20 protein-coding genes and 1 other annotated feature are annotated in these 22,647 nt (G+C 44.2%); of the genes, 5 read left to right on the top strand and 15 right to left on the bottom strand.

The features are described 5' to 3' along the window. Positions 1 to 117 precede the first annotated feature (117 nt). The 4 genes from G3R49_RS10465 to thrA all read right to left on the bottom strand — a co-directional run bounded on the left by G3R49_RS10465 (position 118) and on the right by thrA (position 5,568). The gene (locus G3R49_RS10465) at positions 118 to 660 is read right to left on the bottom strand and encodes a hemerythrin domain-containing protein (protein ID WP_130603542.1); all 543 of its coding nucleotides are present in this window, start codon (positions 658 to 660) and stop codon (positions 118 to 120) included. A gap of 189 nt (positions 661 to 849) precedes the next feature. Further along, positions 850 to 2,130 (bottom strand): threonine synthase, encoded by a 1,281-nt coding sequence (gene thrC, locus G3R49_RS10460; RefSeq protein ID WP_167869610.1) that lies wholly within the window; start codon positions 2,128 to 2,130, stop codon positions 850 to 852. 32 nt (positions 2,131 to 2,162) lie between these two features. Next, a complete protein-coding gene (gene thrB, locus G3R49_RS10455) occupies positions 2,163 to 3,104 on the bottom strand; it encodes a homoserine kinase (RefSeq protein WP_167869609.1) in 942 nt (313 codons plus the stop codon). A gap of 4 nt (positions 3,105 to 3,108) precedes the next feature. Beyond that, entirely contained in the window at positions 3,109 to 5,568 is a 2,460-nt protein-coding gene (thrA, locus tag G3R49_RS10450) for a bifunctional aspartate kinase/homoserine dehydrogenase I (protein ID WP_167869608.1), read from the bottom strand. 720 nt (positions 5,569 to 6,288) lie between these two features. Between thrA and slyD the strand changes: the two genes are divergently transcribed. Next, positions 6,289 to 6,852 (top strand): peptidylprolyl isomerase, encoded by a 564-nt coding sequence (gene slyD / locus G3R49_RS10445; protein WP_167869607.1) that lies wholly within the window; start codon positions 6,289 to 6,291, stop codon positions 6,850 to 6,852. 280 nt (positions 6,853 to 7,132) lie between these two features. Then, positions 7,133 to 7,510 (top strand): hypothetical protein, encoded by a 378-nt coding sequence (locus G3R49_RS10440; RefSeq protein WP_130601553.1) that lies wholly within the window; start codon positions 7,133 to 7,135, stop codon positions 7,508 to 7,510. Positions 7,511 to 7,559: 49 nt separating this feature from the next. Here G3R49_RS10440 and trpR read toward each other — a convergent pair whose 3' ends face one another. Continuing rightward, entirely contained in the window at positions 7,560 to 7,838 is a 279-nt protein-coding gene (trpR, locus tag G3R49_RS10435; RefSeq protein ID WP_130601551.1) for a trp operon repressor, read from the bottom strand. 265 nt (positions 7,839 to 8,103) lie between these two features. On the opposite strand from trpR, the gene G3R49_RS10430 reads away from it, so the two are divergent. Continuing rightward, positions 8,104 to 8,553, top strand: coding sequence for a cytochrome c (locus G3R49_RS10430; protein WP_130601549.1), 450 nt, complete (start codon positions 8,104 to 8,106; stop codon positions 8,551 to 8,553). A 140-nt stretch (positions 8,554 to 8,693) separates the two neighbouring features. Here G3R49_RS10430 and G3R49_RS10425 read toward each other — a convergent pair whose 3' ends face one another. After that, entirely contained in the window at positions 8,694 to 9,356 is a 663-nt protein-coding gene (locus tag G3R49_RS10425; protein ID WP_167869606.1) for a cytochrome b/b6 domain-containing protein, read from the bottom strand. A gap of 455 nt (positions 9,357 to 9,811) precedes the next feature. On the opposite strand from G3R49_RS10425, the gene raiA reads away from it, so the two are divergent. After that, positions 9,812 to 10,165, top strand: coding sequence for a ribosome-associated translation inhibitor RaiA (gene raiA / locus G3R49_RS10420; RefSeq protein WP_130601545.1), 354 nt, complete (start codon positions 9,812 to 9,814; stop codon positions 10,163 to 10,165). 289 nt (positions 10,166 to 10,454) lie between these two features. Further along, positions 10,455 to 10,570, top strand: a sequence feature (Phe leader region). Between the two features lie 70 nt (positions 10,571 to 10,640). After that, entirely contained in the window at positions 10,641 to 12,572 is a 1,932-nt protein-coding gene (locus tag G3R49_RS10415) for a chorismate mutase (RefSeq protein WP_167869605.1), read from the top strand. A 63-nt stretch (positions 12,573 to 12,635) separates the two neighbouring features. Here G3R49_RS10415 and G3R49_RS10410 read toward each other — a convergent pair whose 3' ends face one another. The 9 genes from G3R49_RS10410 to G3R49_RS10370 all read right to left on the bottom strand — a co-directional run bounded on the left by G3R49_RS10410 (position 12,636) and on the right by G3R49_RS10370 (position 22,645). Beyond that, entirely contained in the window at positions 12,636 to 12,980 is a 345-nt protein-coding gene (locus G3R49_RS10410; RefSeq protein WP_130601541.1) for a hypothetical protein, read from the bottom strand. 376 nt (positions 12,981 to 13,356) lie between these two features. Then, positions 13,357 to 14,496, bottom strand: a complete 1,140-nt coding sequence (gene tyrA, locus G3R49_RS10405) for a bifunctional chorismate mutase/prephenate dehydrogenase (protein WP_130601539.1) — start codon at positions 14,494 to 14,496, stop codon at positions 13,357 to 13,359. Between the two features lie 6 nt (positions 14,497 to 14,502). Continuing rightward, entirely contained in the window at positions 14,503 to 15,591 is a 1,089-nt protein-coding gene (locus G3R49_RS10400; RefSeq protein ID WP_130601537.1) for a 3-deoxy-7-phosphoheptulonate synthase, read from the bottom strand. Positions 15,592 to 15,850: 259 nt separating this feature from the next. Then, positions 15,851 to 16,204 (bottom strand): 50S ribosomal protein L19, encoded by a 354-nt coding sequence (gene rplS / locus G3R49_RS10395; RefSeq protein WP_130601535.1) that lies wholly within the window; start codon positions 16,202 to 16,204, stop codon positions 15,851 to 15,853. 34 nt (positions 16,205 to 16,238) lie between these two features. Next, positions 16,239 to 16,985 carry a tRNA (guanosine(37)-N1)-methyltransferase TrmD gene (gene trmD, locus G3R49_RS10390; protein WP_130601533.1) on the bottom strand — a complete coding sequence of 249 codons (747 nt, stop codon included), beginning with the start codon at positions 16,983 to 16,985 and terminating at the stop codon, positions 16,239 to 16,241. A 16-nt stretch (positions 16,986 to 17,001) separates the two neighbouring features. Next, positions 17,002 to 17,532 (bottom strand): ribosome maturation factor RimM, encoded by a 531-nt coding sequence (rimM, locus tag G3R49_RS10385; protein ID WP_130601531.1) that lies wholly within the window; start codon positions 17,530 to 17,532, stop codon positions 17,002 to 17,004. A gap of 20 nt (positions 17,533 to 17,552) precedes the next feature. Beyond that, on the bottom strand, positions 17,553 to 17,804 hold the full coding sequence (rpsP, locus tag G3R49_RS10380; protein ID WP_130601529.1) for a 30S ribosomal protein S16: 252 nt from the start codon (positions 17,802 to 17,804) through the stop codon (positions 17,553 to 17,555). A gap of 193 nt (positions 17,805 to 17,997) precedes the next feature. Then, positions 17,998 to 19,506 (bottom strand): efflux transporter outer membrane subunit, encoded by a 1,509-nt coding sequence (locus G3R49_RS10375; protein ID WP_167869604.1) that lies wholly within the window; start codon positions 19,504 to 19,506, stop codon positions 17,998 to 18,000. After that, positions 19,499 to 22,645 carry an efflux RND transporter permease subunit gene (locus G3R49_RS10370; RefSeq protein WP_167869603.1) on the bottom strand — a complete coding sequence of 1,049 codons (3,147 nt, stop codon included), beginning with the start codon at positions 22,643 to 22,645 and terminating at the stop codon, positions 19,499 to 19,501. Before G3R49_RS10370 ends, G3R49_RS10375 begins: the two co-directional genes overlap by 8 nt. Positions 22,646 to 22,647: the final 2 nt, after the last annotated feature.

Raw genomic sequence — 22,647 nt, 5'->3', positions numbered from 1 at the left:
TGTGTGATCCGTGAATAACTATTCATTCATCACAACCTCTAAAAGAGCGCTTAAAGCGCTCTTTTTTATTTACATTAAGTTAACAACAGGTTACTTGTAACTCGTTACAAGATCAGTCTACTTAATATCGGTAGCTGCTATGTATTGTTTTAGCTCTTCAAATACCGCTTTGTCATTGTCGCTAAACAAAGGGTCATCAACTAAACGCTGCTGGCACTGCTTTTCAATGGCATTCCAATCATCATCAGTAAGCGCTTTAACAAACAAAGGGAAAATCTCGCGCTCTTCATACTGCATGTGTAACTGTTGTAGCTCAATATAAGCTTTAAGATCATTCACCAGCTTTTCTCTGGAAATGACCACATCACTTAAAATCATATTTAAACTGTACATGAGCGCACCAGAAGACTCAGCAAGACGGCTATGCTCATCATGAAGCTGCGACTGATTACTCTCGCCCATTTTTTTCAGGTATAAATCAAACGTAATATCTTCTAGCGGGTGATGACTATGCTCAGCGTAACTTTGCATGTACTCGACGATGTCACGTACTAAGTTAAAGTTAATCGCTTCGCCTTCGGCCAACTTAGCTTGCTTAGTCGCCAAAATATCCAGCAAAATGGCAATATGCTTATGGTCACGCAATAAACGTTTCAGCATGGCTTTGTCGTTCATCTCGCCTCTCCTGTAAATGATACAGGGAAATATACTTACAAAATTTGCTCAAAATGTGTTTGACCAAGATCATAAATCATACATTTCACCAACACTGAGCGAAATGTTGCACCAATTAACGTAAAAAAGCGCCTTTGTAGGCGCTTTTTTACGTTTGCGATTGCAGCTATTAAGTTAAGCCAGTTTGGCAAATAAGTACTGTTTCAGCTGCTCAAAATCTGCAGCGAGCGAATCGGATAGAATAGGCTTACCCGCTACAGCATCTAGCTCTGGTGGCAAAGGTAAATCAAGCTCTAATACCTCATCAACCACGTCTTTAAACTTTGCTGGATGCGCGGTACCAAGGAACACACCAAACTCATCTGCAGCTAATCCATTGAGTGCATTTGCGGCAATGGCGGCATGAGGTTCAGACTGATAACCAGCTTGCTTTAATTGCACCAAGGTCTCTTGGGTTTGCGCTTCAGTTACCGCAACACCAGAGATTAAAGACAGTAGCCAGCCCATAGCTTCACAGATAGCTTCTGAACGCGGCCAATTACTTGGTTCAGACACGTCCATTGCATTTGACATGGTTGCAACCGTGGCATTAGGTTGCCACTCTCCATCTGCCAAGTAGCGCGGCACTGTGTCATTAGCATTGGTCGCCGCAATAAAGCGCTTAATATTGAGTCCCATGGCTTTAGCAAACAAACCTGCAGTTAAATTACCAAAGTTGCCACTTGGCACTGATACAACTAATTCATGGTGTCCAAGGCGCTTAGCTTGGGCGGCAGCTTCAAAATAATAGCAAACCTGCGCAAGCAACCGACTAATGTTAATAGAGTTAGCTGAATTAAGTGCTAACCCCTCTCTGACGTCTTGATCATCAAACGACTGCTTAACCAATGCCTGACAAGCATCAAAGTCTGACTCAACCGCAAGTGTAATGATGTTACCACCCAACGTGGTGAACATTTTCTCTTGTAACTCGCTGATTTTACCTTGTGGATACATCACCACCACTTTGACTTTATCAAGGCCATAAAATGCATCGGCTACAGCCGCGCCAGTATCGCCTGATGTTGCAGTCAAAATCGTTAGGCCCTTCTCTGGCGCCAGTAAGTTAACGCACTGCGCCATAAAGCGTGCACCAAAGTCTTTAAACGCGAGCGTTGGACCGTGAAATAATTCAAGGCAAGCGCGTTTGTCATCGACTTGCACAAGCGGCACATCAAAGGTAAATGCGGCATCAACGAGCTTATCGACTGTACCTTGACCAAGCTCTGCTGCAAGCCAGGCACCAAGAACTTTCTTGCTACGGGCGACAAAATCTAACTCTAGCAAGGCATCAATATTGTCTAGCTGAGGGATTTGACTTGGGAAAAACAACCCGCGGTCTTTGCCTAAACCAAGCTGCACTGCCTCACTGAAGCTGACTTTTTGAGATGGGTGTTTAAGGTTATATAGTTCCATTGGTTACGACCTAATTTAATAATTGGAAAAAGTTACAGCGCTCTCGCACCCTGCTCATCAATTTTGCACACATGACTAAAACCACCAGCTTGGCACAAATAATGGTCATCTAACCAAAGTTTGGCCTGCTCAGCTTTAGCTAAAGAATCGGTAATGGTAAATAACGTAGGGCCACTGCCTGATATACCTGTGGTTAGCATACCTAGCTCATTAAGCGCTTGCCTTGCCTCAACAAAACCAGGGATCGCTGCAGCGCGATATGGCTCAGCTATTACATCTTTAAGTACATCAATAGCCATTTGCGGATCGCCCTTGTAGCTGGCGTGAACAAATGCGCTTAAGCGGCGGCCATAATCGAGTGTGGTGGCCATGTCTTGTTGCTCTGGCAGTAATGCGCGCATTTTGGCGGTCGACAGTGATACGCCTGAATATGACACCACCCAATACCAATCTTTGAAATGTGGAATCGCCTCGCATACCGAGCTTGGCGTGTCTGTCATCAGCTGCATGCCACCTAGATAGCTCGGCGCGACATTGTCATAGTGCACACTGCCAGATATCTTGCCTTCAAACTCACCCATTAATTGCAGCAAGGCATTTTGATCGTAAGGAGAGTCAAAAAAGCAATTTAGAGCGTAAAGCGCCGCCACTACCGAGCTTGCTGATGAGCCAAGACCACTTCCCACTGGCAAGTTTTTCTCAAGCTCTAGCTTAACTCCTTGCTCGATACCTTGTTTAGAAAGGAAAAACGTCGCACATTGGCTGACAATGTTATCAGCAGCACTTGAAGGCAGTTTATGAGCCCAAGCGCCTGTTTGGGTGAACTCGATACCCTGTTCTGCTGCAGAAATAGTGACTTTGTCACCTAATAGTTCACCATTTATGGGCGCAAGTGCTGCGCCAAGTAAATCGAATCCCACTCCAACATTGCCCATAGATGCAGGCGCGTAAACCGTTAATGTATTTCGACTCATTGACTTAAACCTCACGAGACCAGTTGAGCGTGCGCAGCACATCGGCAAACACACCAGCAGCAGTAACATCAGTTCCCGCACCATAGCCTCTTAATACAAATGGAATAGGCTGATAATAGCGGCTATAAAATGCCAGCGCGTTCTCGCCACCTTTTACGCTATAAAGCGGATCGTCACTGCCAACTTCAGCAATACGCACATAGCACTTACCATCATCAATTTGACCCACATATCTCAGCACCTTACCTTGGGCTTTGGCTTGCTCTACACGTTGTTTTACCTGGCTATCGACTTGCGGCAAATTAGCCATAAAGGTATCGACATCGCCGCTGGCATCGAAACTAGCTGGCAGCACTGAGTCAACCTGAATGTCTGCTAACTCCAAATCCAGCCCTACTTCGCGAGCGAGGATCAACACCTTGCGAGCCACATCCATGCCAGACAGATCATCCCGAGGATCGGGCTCAGTAAAGCACTTGTCGCGGGCAATACTGGTTGCTTGTGACAAAGTCATGCCCTCATCCAACATACCGAAAATATAAGATAGTGAACCAGACAAAATGCCATTGAATTTATGCAATTTGTCACCAGCGCAAAGTAATTTTTTAAGGTTATCGATCACCGGCAAGCCAGCACCGACGGTGGTTTCATATAGAAATTGTCGACGGTTAACTAATGCTGTTTGACGCAGCGCTTGGTAATATTCACCATCACGGGTGTTGGCCTTTTTGTTTGGCGTCACGACATGAAAACCAGCTTGCATCATATCAAGATAAGCATTGGAGATAGCCTCTGATGAGGTACAGTCCACCAGCACAGGATTAAGAATTTGCTGCGTTTTACCCCACTCTAGCATCTTGGCTAAGTTAAATGCATCGCTGCTTTGGGCGACTTGCTGCTGCCAATTATCTAACTCAATACCATCAGCATTGAGTAGCATCGCTTTCGAGTTGGCTATGCCGCAGACACGCACACTAATATGCTGGCGTTTAAGCATGTTATCTTGCTGCTTAAACTGCTCTAGTAACCCTGCACCAACGTTGCCACAGCCAACCAAAAATACATCGAGATACTGCTGCACATCAAAGAACGCTTGATGACACGCTCGAATAGCATGTTTGGTTTTCTCTTGCTTAATCACAGTTGAAATAGAGCGCTCTGAAGAGCCCTGGGCAATCGCCACTATGTTGACACTAGCCTGAGCCAGCGCGCCAAAGAATTTAGCCGATACGCCTTTGTGGGTCTTCATGCCATCACCAATTAGCGAGACAATGGCTAAATCTTTTCTCAGCTCAATTGGCTCAAGCAACTCAGATTGAATTTCTAGCTCAAACTCTTGCTCTAACGCCCATTTAGCTTTGTTTGCCTGACTGGTCGCTACACAAAAACTGATACTGTATTCAGATGAACTTTGGGTGATAAGCGACACCGATATCCCACTGCGAGAAATAGCCTCAAGTACGCGACTTGCCATACCCACCATGCCTTTCATGCCAGGGCCTGATACGTTAAACATGGTTTGATCATCAAGATTAGATATGGCTTTCACCTGTAAACCAGTTTCATCTTGCTGGTTAGACACTAACGTACCCGGTGCACTTGGATTAAAGCTGTTACGGATATAACAAGGAATGTGGTACTGAGCGATAGGCGCGATTGTTTTAGGATGCAGCACCTTAGCACCAAAATAAGATAGCTCCATCGCCTCTTGATAGCTAAGCTGCGCGAGTAGTTTAGCGTCACTCACCACACGAGGATCAGTGTTATATACCCCATCAACGTCGGTCCATATTTCACAGCATTGCGCATCTACACAAGCTGCCAATACCGCCGCAGAATAATCAGACCCATTGCGCCCTAAGGTCACGGTTTTGCCATGCACATCTGCTGCAGTAAAGCCCGGCATTACCCACACTTGATTGGCTTTAAGGTCAAGCTTGCCAAATCTTGGCTTACTCACACTAATATCCACGCTCGACTCAAGCGGCTGCCCGTGAGCGAGAAACAAGACTTGTGGGTCGAGTTTATCTGCGCTTAGCCCTTTAGCGCGCATCAACTCAACCATCAAGGCTGTTGAGAGCTTTTCACCAGAAGTGACAATCTCAGCACGCACATAATCTGGGCACTCGCCAAGCAGGCTAATTCCAGATAGTTTGCTCTGCCAATTGTGCATTTGCTCGTTTAGCTGAGATTCTAGCGACAGTTTCTGTTCCGCGTTTAAGAGCACTTCTGCTTCGCTAAATAGCGAGGAAAATACCGACTCAACTTTACTCAATACAGCCGAATAGTCTTGCTTAACCACCGCCAAATCGGCCATTTCTAATAGTGCATTGGTCACTGTCGCTGGTGCTGACAGCACGGTAGCGACCTGGGTGGTTTGGGTAGAAGTCGCAATAATGTCCGCCGCCATAGAAAAACGTTGCCAGTTGGCAAGTGAGGTACCGCCAAACTTCATTACTTTCATACTTCTCTCCCTACTCCTAAAACTGCTGAGATTATTAAACTGCCTAAAAATGAAAAAGCCCGCTTATCTTTCGATTGAGCGGGCTTTAGAAATCTGATTCTTTGGGGTGTGATCAGCCCGCCCCCATTGTAATAATGGTGGTTGTGGTAATCGTGGTTGTAATCATCTTAGTTACAGTCACTGGCTGATATCCGTTAAAGTTAAAAATAAACCCAAATTGGCTAACATAGCTCACTAGCGTTTTGTGCAGTTGTGATACAAGCGCTTTAAAGCGAAACTAGTTGTTCATTTAAACTATGTTGCTTAATTACAGAATTGCGTGTTTCACCCTCCAATGTCAACCCTTAATTACGCTTTTGCTACCATTTTTTTAATATCGTCCAATTGACAAAACCAAAACAATACAAAAAAAACTAAGCAACATGCTGCAAACTCGGTTTTCGAGCCCAAATTCAAGTAGATAGATTACCGCAAAAATACGTGCAAACCACTGAATATAAACAGTTAAAAAACAAGGCAACTAGCTTCTGTTTTTTCAATATTGACTCAACCCTACGTAAATTACGTCAACATCCTCTACAGTGCTGAGAAATACTCAAGTTAATCACTTGTAAATCCAGTAAACCCTAGATGTGATTGAATGAGCAAAAACTGATGTTATTGCATGCACCCAAGACTAATTAGCGTTAGTATGCGTGCAAATCAAAAGTTGGAGTCGACATGAATATCGCAAAACATACTGCTGTAACCATCCATTACACACTTTCAAACTCTCAAGGTGAGCAAATTGAAAGCTCGTTTGGCGCAGAACCAATGCTTTACCTGCACGGTGCTGAAAATATTATTCCAGGCTTAGAAGCTGCGCTTGAGGGTAAAGCGGTAGGAGACAAACTTGAAGTCAATGTTGAAGCAGATCAAGCCTATGGCGAATATCACGAAGGTCTACGACAAGAAGTCCCACTAGAAGCATTTGGCGAGATCCAAGATATCGTTCCTGGCATGCGCTTTATCGCTGAAACCGAAATGGGTCAACGTCCTGTACAAGTGACAGAAGTTAAAGATGAGTCTGTGGTTGTTGATGGTAACCACCCATTAGCTGGTGAAAACTTACACTTCAGCGTTGAAGTAATGGAAGTACGTCAAGCTAGCGAAGATGAAATCGCTCACGGTCACATCCATGCTGCTGGTCAAAGCTGTGGTCACGATCATGGTGACGATCATGAATGTTGCGGCGGTAGTAACCCAAATTGCGATAGCAAAGGCGGTTGTGGTTGTAGCCACTAATACTTTTTCACTAATATCTGAAAAAGTATCGTGCTAAATATTATGCTAATGAGTTTAATCACTTAGCTAATAACGGCATTTTTAAGCTCAATAATAAGTACGAAATCATCACATGCCACTGGCTAGTTTATAGTCGGTGGCATTTTTTATTTGCTATAATTTAGCCGTTGTTGATATGCACTAAAGTCAGCCTAATAGGGATATATAGGCATTATGCTTAGTCTTTTTGCATGTCATTTTCCACTCACTGCTCACAATAGCCAATGCGAAGGAGTGCATTATGATTGCTAAACCTATCTATGAAAGCCTACCACTAACTTATTTAATTATTGGTGGGGCAGGTATTGTCACAGCTCAGCCGATTTACGCACTTGCCGCGGCGGTGGTAGTCTATTTGTTCGGTGGTTATATCTATAATCAGCGCTCTGCAAATCGCCGTACTGACCCTAAGCGAAAACGTAAACAAGGGTTTATTCCTGAATTTCTGTATGGACAGCTTCCCTTTCTATACATTTTAGCAGCAGGTTTACTTACACGATTTTACCCAAGAGACTCCAGCACCTTATTTTCCATTTGCTTAGTCACCTTTGGATTTTACTTAATCATGCGCCGTGCAAGCTTCAGGCATCACAAGATCCCAGCATCATCATTTCGATAGTAGTAAATTTCATAAAAACAAAGAGCCGCTTTATAGCGGCTCTTTTTTGTCAATCGAGGATGAGTTTTCTAACACTGTCTCTTTGCTCTACAGACATATTTTTTAAGTAATTTGAACAACGCGTAATGGTTGCGATGCTCACTTGATACTCAGCGGCAATTTGTCTTTGGCTGAGCTCACCTTCAAGTAATGTTTGGAATACTTTTAATCGACCAGAGATAGCACTTCGCTCTTCTTCGGTCATTAATAAATGGAACAGAACGGTTAAGTCTGCTTCATTGCTGTGGGACAACACTTTGTCCAACACTAAACTCCAATCAGCGCGCATAGGCCCCTTCTAATTGCTGTAATGCTAAAACAGTACAAGTGTAACAAATCTCCTTGCCTATTCAAAATGCGTGTACTTAATACAATGCGAATATAACGTCATAAATTCTTTGCAAAACTTTGCAACAATGAAATCTACACAAGGCCCATTATTCATGTAAACTGTGAGCCGTGTCACTCGCACCGTTATGCGTTCAAACACGAGTTTCAGCCTCGGTAACAACGCAACCGGTAAGTGTTTTGTCGTGTAAACATGAGAAATAAAAATGAAAAAAATCATTCTTGCATTAACTACTGCAGCAATCCTAGTTCCAAGCGCTATGGCCGATAACTTTAGAAAGCCAGAGCATGCAATTAAATACCGTCAATCAGCATTCAGCCTAATCGCTTACAATTTTGGTGATATGGGCGCAATGATGAAAGGTAAGAAGGCCTTTGATCAAAAAGTATTTGCTGAGCGCGCAGTAAATGTAGCCGCGTTATCAAAAATCCCTCACGAAGGCTTCATCGATGGTACTGACTCTGGTAACACTGATGCGCTAGCAAAAATTTGGTCAAACAAGGCTGATTTTGACGAGCGCATGATGACATTCCAAACCAATGCTGCCAAGCTAGCTGAAATTGCCGCTACGGGCAGCAAGAAAGAGTTAAAACAAGCATTTGGTGAAGTGGGCAAAACTTGTAAGGGTTGTCACGACAACTACAAGAAAGACTAAAGCTTCGAAGGCCGCTAAACCTGATCGTTAGACGCTTAAGTGCAAGTTCAAGTCATTAAAGAAAAAGTCCGCACCTGCGGACTTTTTGTTTGTATCGCTATCGATTTACAAGAGCGATTTACAAGAACGACTAACCCAAGCTACATAAACTGATAAATAGGCCATATCAAAAAGTACCCCAATAAACCCAGTGCGATTAACAGCACGATCCAGGCTGTGATAGCAGATTTCATTTTTGGGCTATCAAGTGCCGAGTCATGAAGCTTTTTACCTGAGAACATCGCTTGAATAAGCTTATCACCTTTAAACTGATGAAGGATGACAGCAAGGATATGTGCAGCAATAAAGATCTGCAGCGCGGTAAAATTTGTTTTATGTAGCCAAGTAAGCCAGCTAGCTTGCTCACTTGATACATAAGCATATAGTGGACCTTCAGTAAAAATATCATCGGTTGCAAAAAGGCCAGTTACTAGCTGCACCGTTAGCATCAACATCAAAGCGAGCACCATATAACCGCCTAGTGGATTATGGCCTAATGTTGGAGACGGGCTTCTGTTTAATGCATAACTGATGACGGCTTTAGGCGAGCGGATAAAATCACTAAATTTTGCTGTTTGGCTGCCCGCAGCGGCCCAAAACCATCGCATCACTAATAGCGCGGCCAAGACATAAGCCAAGATTTGATGCCACTCCATCTCCCCTTGCTCCGCTGTCCACCAAAGACCACCCATTAACACGACAATTCCCCAATGGAAAACCCGTACTGGTAAGTCCCATACAATTGACTTTGTTTTTTGTTCCATAATGACTTCTTGCTGTTTGTTATCCATTTTTATCTGGCAAACATACCATTTCCGGCAGACTTGATGAATCGTTTTACACAAATTTGCACAGCGCTATTTGCTTTGAGCTAATAGTGACGCCAAAACGAGCTTTTACATCGTACTTGCGTGACAAAGATAAACGCGAGAATGACTCAGTTTCGCGAATCGAATATTTTCGATGATGAAGCTAAGAGAAAGTAAGGTGCAATAAAAAATGGGGGGTGACGAGAATTTTGCTGCTTGTTATCCATTCCAATATGCGCCTTAAAATAGCCAATTACAAGCGATTCTAAACGGAAATTTACCGAATTTGCGCAAGCGTTCAAATTAAAAGCAAACAGTATCTTTAGCCCCAAAAATCGTGATAAAAATCACAAAATCCAGCCCAATTATTGGTAGTCTGAAGTTAAGCAAGCAACAAGAGGGTTTGAAATATGCTAAAAATCACCAGCAAACAACTTGAAGTCACTGCACCAATCCGTGAACGTATTGAGGGTCGTTTTGAAAAGTTAACTCGTCATGACGTTCAACTTATTAATCCTCACGTAATCATCACACAAGAGAAGCAACAGTTTAAAATTGAAGCCTCAGTAGGCTTACCAAGTGGTGAACTTTTTGCCCAAGCTAAAGGCGAAAACCTATACTCAGCCATTACTGCCATGGGGCAAAAACTTGAGAAGCAGTTAAATCGCATCACGCACAAGCCACAGTCTCAACGCCATCAACAACCTGTGGTCGAAGCTGAAGACGATTTTGAATATGACTATAGCGAGGAGTCTGCTGCGTAAAGCACATTTCACATTCATACTTCAAAAGCGCACTGAGTAAGTGCGCTTTTTTATCTAAAAATTTAAGTTCAATACCTATTTCAATTCCAGTACGGCTGCCTCGCACTCTCAAACCCAAGCGATAAAGTCTCACTAAGTACAATATGTCACGCTAAATGAGTAAAATTGCATTGACAGCGAGCCAGCACAGCTTTAATTTTAATTAGGCAGCGTGATCACCGAGTCGTTTTCAACGTCCTGTGTTCGCTGGCTGTGCCATTAGTGATAACAAACAAAATGACGAACGATAGATGACAGCAAATTTGTTTTTTACTTTCTTTTTTACGCACACCCAAGTTGGGAGTCGATTTTCTGTGTAAAAACGAAAGTGAAAATTGAGCCTCCCAACCGGGAGGCTTTTTTGTTTCACTCTTTTCTATCTCGTTAATCGTTAAATTTTTAAACATGCACAAGCATGAGAAGTTGGGCCAACAATATGCAAAAACCACCAGCGTTAAATGACACCCGAGAGCAAATTACTCATCTTGATAAAGAGCTACTTGGCCTATTAGCAAAAAGACGAGCTTTGAGCCTAGACGTTGCTCGCTCAAAAGAAGTCGATGTGCGCCCAATTCGTGATACCCAAAGAGAGAAAGAACTGCTTGAGCGCTTAGTTCATCAAGGGCGTGAGCAAGGCTTAGACGCTCACTATGTGATTTCACTGTACCAGAGCATCATTGAAGACTCAGTGCTCAATCAACAAGCCTACCTGCACACCAAAGCAAACCCTGAAACCCAAAAGACGCGATACACTGTGGCGTATTTGGGCGCGCGTGGCTCTTATTCATATTTGGCAGCGAATCGATACTGTGAGCGCCGTCAGGTTGAGATGCAAGACTTAGGTTGCCCAAACTTTGATGACATCATCACAGCAGTAGAATCAGGCCATGCCGATTACGGCTTTTTGCCGATTGAGAACACATCTTCTGGCTCAATCAATGAAGTGTATGACGTGCTGCAGCACACGTCGTTATCAATTGTAGGTGAAACCACCATCGAAGTCGGTCATTGTATGCTCGCGAGCAGTGGCAGCAGTGTTGATAACATCACCACTTTGTACGCCCATCCACAGCCGATTAGCCAATGCAGTCGTTACCTAAGCCAATACCCGCACATCAAATTGGAGTATTGCTCAAGCAGTGCTGAAGCCATGCAAAAAGTCATAGATAGTGGTAGTAGCAATGTTGCCGCGATAGGCAGCGCTGAAGGCGGCGCCCTTTACGGCTTAAGCGCAATTGACAAAGATCTCGCTAATCAAAAAATTAACCAGAGCCGCTTTATCGTGGTTGCTCGCAAGGCGGTAGATGTACCGTCACAGCTGCCAGCTAAGACTACGCTTATTATGGCGACAGGTCACAAGCCTGGCGCTCTGGTTGAGGCCTTGCTTGTGCTCAAAGAGCATAACCTCAATATGAGTAAGCTTGAGTCGCGCCCTATTCCAGGTACACCTTGGGAAGAAATGTTCTATCTTGATATCGACGGAAATTTAGCAACAGATAATGTCCAGCAAGCTATCAACGAGCTAGAACGCCAAACGCGTTTTATTAAGGTCTTAGGCTGCTACCCGTGTGAAACGGTAAAACCGACGCAATTGTCACAATCACAACTACTTATTGAGCCAGATAGCTCTAAAGCGGCATCTAACCAACTAGGCCATAACCCTAAGTACGCCAAATCATTTAAAGATAAAGATACTGTTGTGCAACTTGGAATGATGCAAATTGGCGGCGCTGCGCTAAATACCATTAAGCATTTAGACTACACAGATAACAACACTGAAGTCGCAACCCAAGCACGAGAAGCAAAAGAAGCAGGCTTCGAAGCGATTGTACTTAATAATGCCGATTTGATATCAAACGAGCAGCAAGTTAGCGATTGTGTCAAACAAATCAACCTTGCTGGCCTTGCCTGCATCTTACCTGTTGAGCACAGTGTTGAGCTGCCTGTTGCAGCGAAACTTAGCGACGGTTTGCTATTGCAAGGTAAGTCGATGTTCGATGCTGAGCTATTAAATGCCGCGGGAGCGCTTAGCACACCAGTGCTGATTGACAGACACAACAACGCTAGCCTTGAGCAGTGGCTAAACAGTGCCGATGTTATTTTGAATCAAGGCAATCAACAAATAGGTCTTGTTGACTCAGGTATTCGCGGTCTCAATGAAGCGCAAAAACTCAGCCTAGACCTAAGCAGTCTGATTGAAGTTAAGCAACTGACTCACTTGCCAGTGCTAGTTAACCTGACTCAAACTGCTACAGTTGAAACGGTTGAACAGCAGGCGCGCGCCATCAAGCAACTTGGTTTAAATGGTGTCATGCTAGATCGTCAGCAAGACCAGCCTCAGCTATTGCAACGCGTGTTAGCTAGCTAATCAAGCCAGTCACCCACAAAAAAGCCGAGGATCAACCCTCGGCTTTTTACTGCTCAATACCCACTACAACCTAATGCCATCATTTAAGCTGAGCCATCCTTTAAATACCCGGTAGCAAAACCAAACAATACCCGTTAACAAGATAGGCAGGCTAAACCACATTCCTGCAGACAGGTAACCCATTAATACTGCGAGCGCCAATCCAATAATACTGAACTTTTGCCAGCGCAAATGACTGCCGAGCAAAGAGTTGGGCTGAACATTCTTTTGAATAAGATTAAGCCAAAGGCTAACTAATACAGGAATAAAAAACAGCGGAAATGCGCTCATCAAGCCATAAAGCATATAGCCTAATGACTTATCTTCAACAAGTGCTTGCGAGCAAGCTGGCGGCGTAGCTATCGACATAGGATATTCTCCATCAGGCAGTGAATTGCTTACTGACCTTAGGTTTAAGTCAAAGAATGCAACACATACTCAATAACGGCGGGTTGCTTGATACCAATTGGGATAAATAAGTGTTCAGATATTACGCAGGAAAAATCGTTTAGAACAAGGCGGAAATTGCTGCTAGCTAGTTGCTATACCTACAAAATTTCTAACGAAGTTATAGGCGATTTTTACCAGTAAGAATGATCACAATCTTATGCAAATTGGTATGACATCCTTTTCATCGACATTAAACGGTTAATTCAGGTTTCATCGCCAAAACAGCGTTACTAAACCTCATATAAACATAATCCTAATAAACAGATTTAGCAACGCGGGTTTAGGTTAAATCAAATTAACCTGCTTTCATGTCGTTGACCGATTGCAACATTGCGCGGCTCTCGTTTTGGAACTGCGGCGCAAAATCACCAAACCACTGAGAAACCTGTTTAAATTGCTCAACAAATGCCTGACGATTGCCTGACTTTAACAGCTCTAACGCAGATTGATAATTTTCTAGGTAATCTCCAATTGCAGTTAAACTGCCTTGCTGTGCAAAGATAATATCGGCGTAAAGCTCAGGATCTTGAGCAAACAAGCGCCCGACCATTGCCAACTCTAAACGATAAATCGGCGAGCTAAACTGCAACAACTTGTCAATATCCGCTTGCTCGCGACACAGATTAAGACCGTAGACAAAGCTTGAGAAGTGGCGCATAGCCTGAACCAGTTGCATGGCGTTATCATGTTCTTTAGCATCGGCAACTACTAATCTCGCTCCCCAAATTTGGATTTGCTCCATTAGCCACTCATACGCATCGGCGTTGCGCCCATGACATACCACTACTACCTGTTTTGCCAAACTGCCTACATCAGGGCCAAACATAGGGTGGAGACCGACTACAGGGCCTTTGTGGGCATCAAGCATCGCATTGAGCGGCTCATCTTTAATCGAGGTTAAATCGGCGAGAATACAAGTTTCAGGTAGCTGACCTAATTGGTTGCGAATAACGTCGCAAGTGACCTTAATCGGTACAGTAACTAGCACCATACCAGCGCCATCGAATAGTTCAGGTGCGCGCTGCCAATCGTCTTTATCCAAGGTTTTAACTTGATAGCCGGATAAGGTCAGCATTTGGGTAAATAATTGCCCAAGTTGCCCTTGACCGCCGACCACCACGATGTGCCCCAAATCAGTCTTAACCTGCTTAAAGCCAACGTCTTTTTCATTGAGGTATGACTCGCGCATCAAACGACGCAGAATATCTTCAATCAGCTGCGGGGAAATATCCATGTTAGCCGCCTCTTCTCGACGCTTAGCTAACATTGCCGCCTCACGCTGAGGTGCGTAAATAGGTACACCAGCGCCATGTTTAACGGCGCCGACTTGCGCCACTAAATCAAGGCGTTTGCGCAATAGGTGCAAGAGTTGCTGATCGACGCCATCAATCAAGCCGCGTAGCTTTTCTAAATCTGCAGTTGTTTTCTCATTCATTGAATATTAACCATTTACGACTTGTTTATTGTCAAAACGCGTTGGTAGCACTGGAGCTAATTGCTTAGCACCTGAGCGCAGCAGCGCTTCTGTTGTCTGCCAGTTAATGCACGCATCAGTAACAGACACACCATACTTTAACTCAGATGGCGTATCAGCGCTTTGATTACCTTCGTTTAAATGACTTTCAAGCATGACGCCAATAATAGAGGTATTGCCAGCAACAATTTGCGCGAAAATATCTTCACACACTAATGTCTGCCGCGTGTGATCTTTAGATGAGTTGCCATGACTGCAATCAATCACCAAACGTGCATTCAAGCCGGCATTATGCAACTGCTCAGCACAGTCATGCACACTCGCCGCGTCGTAATTAGGCTGCTTACCACCGCGGAGGATCACATGGCCATCTGGGTTACCTTGAGTTTGCAGCAAACAAACCTGGCCTTGCTGGTTTATTCCCATAAAACGATGACTACTGGCTGCTGATTTAAGCGCATTAATTGCCACATCGAGCTTACCGTCTGTGCCATTTTTAAAACCAACAGGCATAGATAAACCCGATGCCATTTCACGGTGAGTTTGCGACTCAGTGGTTCTTGCACCAATTGCTGACCAGGTCACTAGCTCAGAAATGTACTGCGGGCTGATCGGATCAAGCGCTTCAGTGGCGACAGGGAGTTCTAGCTCAGCCAGCCAAATCATCAGCTCACGGGCGATACGTAAGCCCTTTTCAACGTCAAATGACTCATCCATGTCTGGGTCATTAATCATGCCTTTCCAGCCCACTGTCGTGCGCGGCTTTTCAAAGTAGACTCGCATTAAAATGTAGAAGTCATCACTTAACTCATCGTGCAATTTCTTGAGCTTTAGGGCGTATTCTTTGGCAGCGTCAATATCATGAATTGAGCATGGGCCTGTCACAACAAGCACGCGATTATCACGCTTATGCACAATATCCGCCACAGTTTTACGGGCATCCAAAATATACTGCTGAGCGTGGGCGCTTAAAGGTAATTCTTGCTTTAACTGCGCTGGTGTTGATAACACCTTCTCGCCAGTGATGTGGATATTGTTGATGGTATCTTGCTGCATACTTGCCTCGACTGACTACACTAAATCTAATTAACCCGACATTCTCGGTTTGAGCTGGGGTGATCACTATTTTTAAGTAACGCTATTTTCAAGTAACAGTGTATTTTTGTAACGCTACACCATTACACCCTTGAGCTAACTATGCCTTTAGATAAAAGTGATTGCAAGCGCTAATTTTTACTTTGGGCTAAAAACACAAAAACCCGCCATTTGGCGGGTTATTGTGCGAACACTGCATCTTATTTTGTTTTGGTAACTATTACTTAGTTGCCAGTTTCTCACGGATACGTGCAGACTTACCTGAACGCTCACGTAAGTAGTAAAGCTTAGCACGACGAACACGACCGCGACGCTTAACTTCGATGCTTGAGATTAGTGGGCTGTGCGTTTGGAATGCACGCTCAACGCCTTCACCATTAGAGATTTTGCGTACAGTGAATGCAGAGTGCAGACCACGGTTACGCTTAGCGATAACTACGCCTTCAAAAGCCTGTAGACGCTCTTTGTTACCTTCTTTTACACGAACCTTAACTACTACTGTATCACCAGCACCAAATTCAGGTACGTCAGTTTTCATTTGCTCATCGTTGAGCATTTTAATGATGTTGTTCATAACTTCTCCGTTCTAGAAATAACTGAAGCGATGACTATGCGGACTTGTCCGTATCTTGTACGAACTGCGCTAATAAAGTCGATTGTTCGTCAGTCAGAGCTAGATTTTCAAATAATTCCGGCCGTCTTAACAAAGTTCTACCGAGACTTTGTCCTAAACGCCAGCGTCGAATTTTTTCGTGGTCACCGCTAAGTAGCACTGCCGGTACATCCAACCCATCTAGGTTTTCAGGACGCGTGTAGTGAGGACAATCTAACAATCCATCAGAGAAAGAGTCTTGCTCTGCCGAGGCTTGTTTACCAAGCACGCCTGGTACCAATCTCGAAACTGAATCAATTAGGGTCATTGCCGGTAACTCGCCACCCGAAAGCACGTAATCACCAATTGACCATTCTTCATCTACTTCAGTTTGAATAATGCGCTCGTCGATACCCTCGTATCGGCCACACACTAAGATCAAACTGTCTGATTTAGCTAACTCACCAACGCCTTGCTGATCCAGCTTGCGTCCTTGTGGTGATAGATAAATCACTTTTGCGCCTTCAGGAGCGGCAGCTTTCGCTGCATGTATCGCATCCCTTAAAGGTTGCACCATCATCAACATACCTGGGCCACCGCCGTAAGGTCGGTCATCTACCGTGTTATGTCGATCATGTGTGAAATCACGAGGATTCCATGTATGTACTTCTAACAGGCCGTTTTTAACGGCTCGACCCGTAACTCCAAAGTCTGTAACAGCACGAAACATCTCAGGAAACAGGGTGATTACCCCTAACCACATAATGTTGTACCTCGACTTAAAAGTCTGGATCCCAATCCACTGTTATCTGTTTACTTTGCAAGTCCACCGCTGTGATGAACTGCTCAGTGACAAAGGGGATCATACGTTCCGCTTTGCCGAAAGCATCTTTAGCGTTAGCTTTAACAAGGAGTACGTCGTTCGATCCTGTTTCCACGATCTGATCAACCTTACCCATGTTGTAGCCTTTAGTGTTAACCACTTCGCAGCCGATTAAGTCACGCCAATAAAATTCATCATCAGCTAGCTCTTGCATCTGCTCAGGCATAATGCCGATCTCACTGTTAGTGAGCATCTGCGCCTGTTCGCGGTCAGTAACACCATCAAGTTGAGCGATAATCGCTTTACCTTGAGGCTTCCACTGTAAGACTTTAACTTCTCGCCATTCGCCTTGGTCTTTAATTAGCCAAGGTGAATAATCAAAAATACCTTCAACAGAATCGGTATAGGCAGTGATTTTTAGCCAACCTTTAATGCCATGACTAGCGCCTAACTTACCTAGTACAATTGGCTGTTGGTTATCGCTCATCTATCTATACCTTCACACGATTAAGCAGCAGCTTTACGTGCGTCTTTGATTAACTTAGCAACACGCTCAGATGTTGCAGCACCAGTAGCTACCCAGTGCTCAACGCGATCTAGGTCGATGCGTAGAGTTTCTTCTTGGCCTTTAGCCATTGGGTTGAAGAAACCTACACGCTCGATGAAACGACCGTCACGAGCATTGCGGCTATCAGCCACTACGATGTTGTAAAAAGGACGCTTTTTAGCGCCGCCACGAGCTAAACGAATGGTAACCATGCGTTTTATTCCTCTAATGATTTGCACAAGGCAAAAATAAAAACTGGAACCCGTGTTCGCAAAGGTCCCAGAAAGAAAGCCGGAAGAGTTTACCTGAATGGCCAGCGAATGCAATATTTTTTGGTCATAAAGCATGCTGAAGAAATGATTATAGGCGTACTAAAGCGCTATACATGAAACTTACCTCTCACCCTTAAGGTTGTTGAGCATCAAGGTTTACATCATAGTCAGCTATCATTTGCGAGATTTGCTGCTGATTCATCACGCCGCCACCAAGTGAACGATATAGCTTTATGATAGCTAATAACTTATCTCGCCTTACCTCACTTAAGGATAACTCTGCGTTAAATAAGCTTCTTTGTGCATCCATCAAATCGAGTGAACTTGCTACACCATTGCGGTAACGCAATGTAGCAAGGTGTGCATAATCACGTGAAGCATCAACAAGCTCTTTTTGGGCCTCAATGGCCAGCTCTGATCGTCTAAAGCTATTCATTGCATCATTGACTTCAAAAAAAGCTGACAACACAGTGCTTCGATATGCTAGCAATGCTTGTTTAGAAGACTCTTGAGCAATGTCATACTGCGCAGAAATACTGCCAGCGTTGAATATGGGAGCAGTAAGCCCCCCTAACAAAGACCAAGTCACGCCTTTACTATCAAAGATACTATCCAAGTCATCACTCTCAGTGCCATAGCTGCCCGAAATAGTAAACTTGGGGAAGAAAGCCGTTTTAGCGACACCAACATTCGCATTAGCAGCTATCACAGCCTGTTCAGCGGCTTTGACATCTGGACGTTGTGATAGCATTTGTGACGGGATCCCCACTTTGAACTGAGTTGGAAATAAGTCAGCGGAAATCAATGATTGAATATCATCTGGAAATGCAAGTGGATAGTCATACTCCCCAAGTAACACCTTTAACTGATTTGCTTTTTGTTGTCGCTCAAAGTCCAGATCTGGCAAGGTCACTTTTGCACTCTGATATTCTACTTCTGCTTGTTTCACTTCTAAACCAGAAATCACGCCATTTTGTTTTCTTAATCTCGCTAAATCACGCTCTTTGCGACGCAGTTCGACTGTATTTGTGGATATACGATAACGTTGCTCAATGTCTAACCATTCGTAATAGCGACTCGCTACATCACTGATCAAGCTGATGACAGTTAGATTTAATGAATCCTGTGCAGATAAATAATTGGCATACTCTGCTTCACTTCGGCGACGGTTAGCCCCCCAGATATCAAGCTCCCAAGATACCGTACCCGCTATATCAAACTCATTACCATGGGTTGGATTGGTACTGGTGATACCACTATCAATCGAGCGCTCAGCATTGGCTGCTATTCCAACTGCGGGGTATAAGGCAGCATCTGTTACTGTCATTTGCGATCTCGCAGCAATTAGGCGAGAGCGTACAGATTCTAGATCGAGGTTTTGCGCCAGAGCATGGCTAATCAGCTGTTGCACGTTAGGGTCAAGGTAAAAGTCTTGCCATTTAACTAGCCCCACATTATCAGTATGGTCTTGAGCTAGCTCCTGTTGAAATTGCGCAGGTAACGCCAAATCAGCACGCTGATAATCTGGTCCCATCGCACAGCCAGTGTAAAACAAGGCACTACTCAAAAGCACAGCAAGCTTTATTTTTTCAACATTGAGTTTCATATTCACGGCGAGTAAACGAGAGGGTAATTTATCCATGAGAACCCTCCTGTGAAACTTGACTCTGTGGTTCTTCAGAATGAGCCAATTTGGACTTTAACCATCCCGCTGTCGTCACAAAAAATAGCGGAACAAACACAATACCCACTGTGGTGGCAAAAACCATTCCGCAAAGGATCGGGATAGAAATACTTTGTCGACTCACAGCACCCGGCCCCACCGACAATACCAGTGGCAGTACCCCTAAAATAAATGCCATAGATGTCATTAAAATTGGGCGAAAGCGCATATTAGCAGCTTCCAAAGCCGCCTCAAGGCGTGTCTTGCCTTGTTTATGTAATTGGTTGGCAAACTCAACAATCAAAATGGAGTTCTTTGCTGCCATACCGATAAGTGCAATAAATGCCACTTGGAAAAACAAGTTACTTTCCATTCCACTTGCCCAAGTACCTAGTGCTGCGCCTAACATCGCTATTGGCGCTATCAGCAATACAGCGATAGGAATCGTCCAGCTCTCATAGAGCGCTGCTAGGAAAAGAAAAACAAACACCATAGCTAAGGCAACGGCAATGCTCGTTTGATTAGCCGACTGCACTTCTTGATAAGTTATGCCCGTCCATTCATAACTAAATTCATTAGGTAAAATGGGTTTAGCAACACGCTCAATCGCTTTTATCACATCACCAGACGCGTACCCTCTTGCTGGGGTCACATTGACAGATGCACTACTAAATAGATTGTAATGTGTTACTGCTGCAGGCCCCACCGAATAATCATATTTGGCCAAAACACCAATAGGAACCATTGCGCCTGTCGATGAGCGTACATAGTAATCTTTTATCTGCTCAGGAAACTGCCTGTATTCCTCTTCTGCTTGTACTTTTACTCGGTATACTCGACCAAATAAGTTGAAATCATTCACAGTGGACGAGTCTGTAAAGGTACGAATAGTGCTGTAGATATCGGCAACACTCACCCCGATAGCCATGGCTTTGGCTTCATCAACAGTTAAATGTAATTGGGGTATCGCACTCTGCAGTGATAAGCTAGCTGTGGCGATTTCTGGTTGCAACTTTAGTCGTTCTACAAGCTCATCAGCCGTTTCCATTAAGCCTTTAAAATTGGTGCCAGATGTATCTTGTAGCTCCATCTCCACACCCGATCCGTTTCCGAGCCCAGGAACAGCCGAGGGCAAATATAAATTGAACTCTGCTTCTAAAACATCTAACAATGAAGTATTGATGTCTCGCATGACGCTTTGAACTGTCGCATCGGTCTCTACCCTTTCAGCCCAAGGTTTGAGGATGACTTCAAATTGACCGTTAGCCTGATTCGAACCCGAACGTCGATTCTCCCCGGCCAAGGTAAATGAGTAAGCCACTGCTGGATGAGCAAGCACTTTCTCTTCTGCTTTTTTCAAAATCGCTTGTGATCGATTAACCGTTGCCCCATCAGGTAGGGTCATATCAATAAAGAATCTCCCTTGGTCTTCATCAGGCATGAAGCTTGAAGGTAAGTTAGACATAATCAAATACACGCCGCCGACCATTACGATAAATAGCAGATAACTGCGTTTAGCATGACGTGTGGTTAATGACACCAGTGCTACATATTTATTGGTGTAGATGTCCAGCTTGTCATTCATCCACTTAAAAAAGCCGCGAGTAGGCGTATCACCAGGTTTTAATAACAACGCACATAGCGCCGGCGACAACGTCAACGCAACCACAGTGGAAATCAATACAGCTACAGTAATCGCAATGGCAAATTCGCGATACATGATGCCAGTTATCCCAGCCAAAAAGGATACTGGCACAAACACTGCGGCCAACACTAAGCTCGTTGCGATCAATGCGCCTGAAAGTTCCTTCATCGCAACTTGAGTGGCTTTAACCGAACTTAACCCTTTCTCATTCATTAACCGCTCAACGTTTTCAACCACCACAATCGCATCGTCAACCACAATACCAATGGCCAGTACTAGAGCCAGTAAACTCACGGTGTTAATGGTAAAACCGAACGCTAACATGGCCGCTAACGTACCAATTAAAGATACCGGTACTGCAATCGCAGGAATGAGTGTTGCCCGAACGTTTTGCAAAAATAAATAAACGACTAGAATAACCAGTACGAGTGCTTCGATAAGTGTTTTTACAACTTCATCAATCGAGTTTTCAATAAAAATGGATGCATCAAAAAACACCTCCCAATTCATACCTTGAGGGAATTTCTCTGCCAACTTGGCCATCTCAACTTTGACATTTTTAGTGACTTCAAGCGCATTAGCTCCTGGTAACAAATACACCTGAAGAATGGTCGCATTGGCACCATTTAATTGAGATTGTAAGGTATATGCAGACGAGCCTAGCTCTATTCGAGCAATATCACGTAGACGCACAATTGAGCCATCACTGTTAGCGCGAACAATAATTTCGTTAAACTGTGGCACGCTGCTCATTCGCCCGGCAGCAGTGATGGGGAGCGTCATGCTTAATGATTCAGAATTAGGTTGAGAACCAATAGAGCCGGCAGGGGATTCTTTATTTTGTGCTTTAATTGCATTAATAACATCGGTGGTAGTTAGCCCATAACCCGCCATCACATCTGGCTGTAACCAAACTCGCATAGAGTAACTTCGCGCACCTGTATTACGTACCCGTCCAACGCCGGGAATACGCTTCAGTGCAGCCTCAATATTGATCGTGCCGTAGTTACTTAAATAAATTTCGTCATAACGATCGTCTTCAGAGGTTAATGCCAGTTTTAATAATTCTACAGACGCCTCTTTTGAAACTGACACGCCGTCATTTTGAACATCAATCGGTAAACTGCCTGTTGCCTGCTGAGTCGAGTTTTGTACATCTACAGCGGCTAAATCAGGGTTAGTGCCAACATCAAAGGTAATGGTGACATTTGCACTTCCTGAATTAGTACTTTTAGAACTCATGTAAATCATATTGGGCAAGCCATTGAGCTCTTGCTCCAATGGTGTCGCTACAGATTCGGCTGCGGTAGTTGAGGTTGCCCCAGGGTAAGAAGCAGAGACTTTTACTTGCGGCGGGGTAATATAGGGGTATTGATCAATTGGCAGCTTAAACATAGAAATTAAGCCGACCAATACAATAACAATTGAGATAACACAAGCATAGACCGGCCGAGTCACAAAGAATTGCGCCATGG

The organism is Shewanella sp. WXL01 (genome assembly GCF_012263345.1).
Taxonomy (GTDB): domain Bacteria; phylum Pseudomonadota; class Gammaproteobacteria; order Enterobacterales; family Shewanellaceae; genus Shewanella; species Shewanella maritima.
This window is presented reverse-complemented; position numbering and strand designations above follow the sequence as displayed.

Bases quoted from the DNA above. Each gene is read 5' to 3' on its own strand.
- G3R49_RS10465 (WP_130603542.1), bottom strand. From the start codon at position 660: ATGCTGAAACGTTTATTGCGTGACCATAAGCATATTGCCATTTTGCTG.
- thrC (WP_167869610.1), bottom strand. From the start codon at position 2,130: ATGGAACTATATAACCTTAAACACCCATCTCAAAAAGTCAGCTTCAGT.
- thrB (WP_167869609.1), bottom strand. From the start codon at position 3,104: ATGAGTCGAAATACATTAACGGTTTACGCGCCTGCATCTATGGGCAAT.
- thrA (WP_167869608.1), bottom strand. From the start codon at position 5,568: ATGAAAGTAATGAAGTTTGGCGGTACCTCACTTGCCAACTGGCAACGT.
- slyD (WP_167869607.1), top strand. From the start codon at position 6,289: ATGAATATCGCAAAACATACTGCTGTAACCATCCATTACACACTTTCA.
- G3R49_RS10440 (WP_130601553.1), top strand. From the start codon at position 7,133: ATGATTGCTAAACCTATCTATGAAAGCCTACCACTAACTTATTTAATT.
- trpR (WP_130601551.1), bottom strand. From the start codon at position 7,838: ATGCGCGCTGATTGGAGTTTAGTGTTGGACAAAGTGTTGTCCCACAGC.
- G3R49_RS10430 (WP_130601549.1), top strand. From the start codon at position 8,104: ATGAAAAAAATCATTCTTGCATTAACTACTGCAGCAATCCTAGTTCCA.
- G3R49_RS10425 (WP_167869606.1), bottom strand. From the start codon at position 9,356: ATGGAACAAAAAACAAAGTCAATTGTATGGGACTTACCAGTACGGGTT.
- raiA (WP_130601545.1), top strand. From the start codon at position 9,812: ATGCTAAAAATCACCAGCAAACAACTTGAAGTCACTGCACCAATCCGT.
- G3R49_RS10415 (WP_167869605.1), top strand. From the start codon at position 10,641: ATGCAAAAACCACCAGCGTTAAATGACACCCGAGAGCAAATTACTCAT.
- G3R49_RS10410 (WP_130601541.1), bottom strand. From the start codon at position 12,980: ATGTCGATAGCTACGCCGCCAGCTTGCTCGCAAGCACTTGTTGAAGAT.
- tyrA (WP_130601539.1), bottom strand. From the start codon at position 14,496: ATGAATGAGAAAACAACTGCAGATTTAGAAAAGCTACGCGGCTTGATT.
- G3R49_RS10400 (WP_130601537.1), bottom strand. From the start codon at position 15,591: ATGCAGCAAGATACCATCAACAATATCCACATCACTGGCGAGAAGGTG.
- rplS (WP_130601535.1), bottom strand. From the start codon at position 16,204: ATGAACAACATCATTAAAATGCTCAACGATGAGCAAATGAAAACTGAC.
- trmD (WP_130601533.1), bottom strand. From the start codon at position 16,985: ATGTGGTTAGGGGTAATCACCCTGTTTCCTGAGATGTTTCGTGCTGTT.
- rimM (WP_130601531.1), bottom strand. From the start codon at position 17,532: ATGAGCGATAACCAACAGCCAATTGTACTAGGTAAGTTAGGCGCTAGT.
- rpsP (WP_130601529.1), bottom strand. From the start codon at position 17,804: ATGGTTACCATTCGTTTAGCTCGTGGCGGCGCTAAAAAGCGTCCTTTT.
- G3R49_RS10375 (WP_167869604.1), bottom strand. From the start codon at position 19,506: ATGGATAAATTACCCTCTCGTTTACTCGCCGTGAATATGAAACTCAAT.
- G3R49_RS10370 (WP_167869603.1), bottom strand. From the start codon at position 22,645: ATGGCGCAATTCTTTGTGACTCGGCCGGTCTATGCTTGTGTTATCTCA.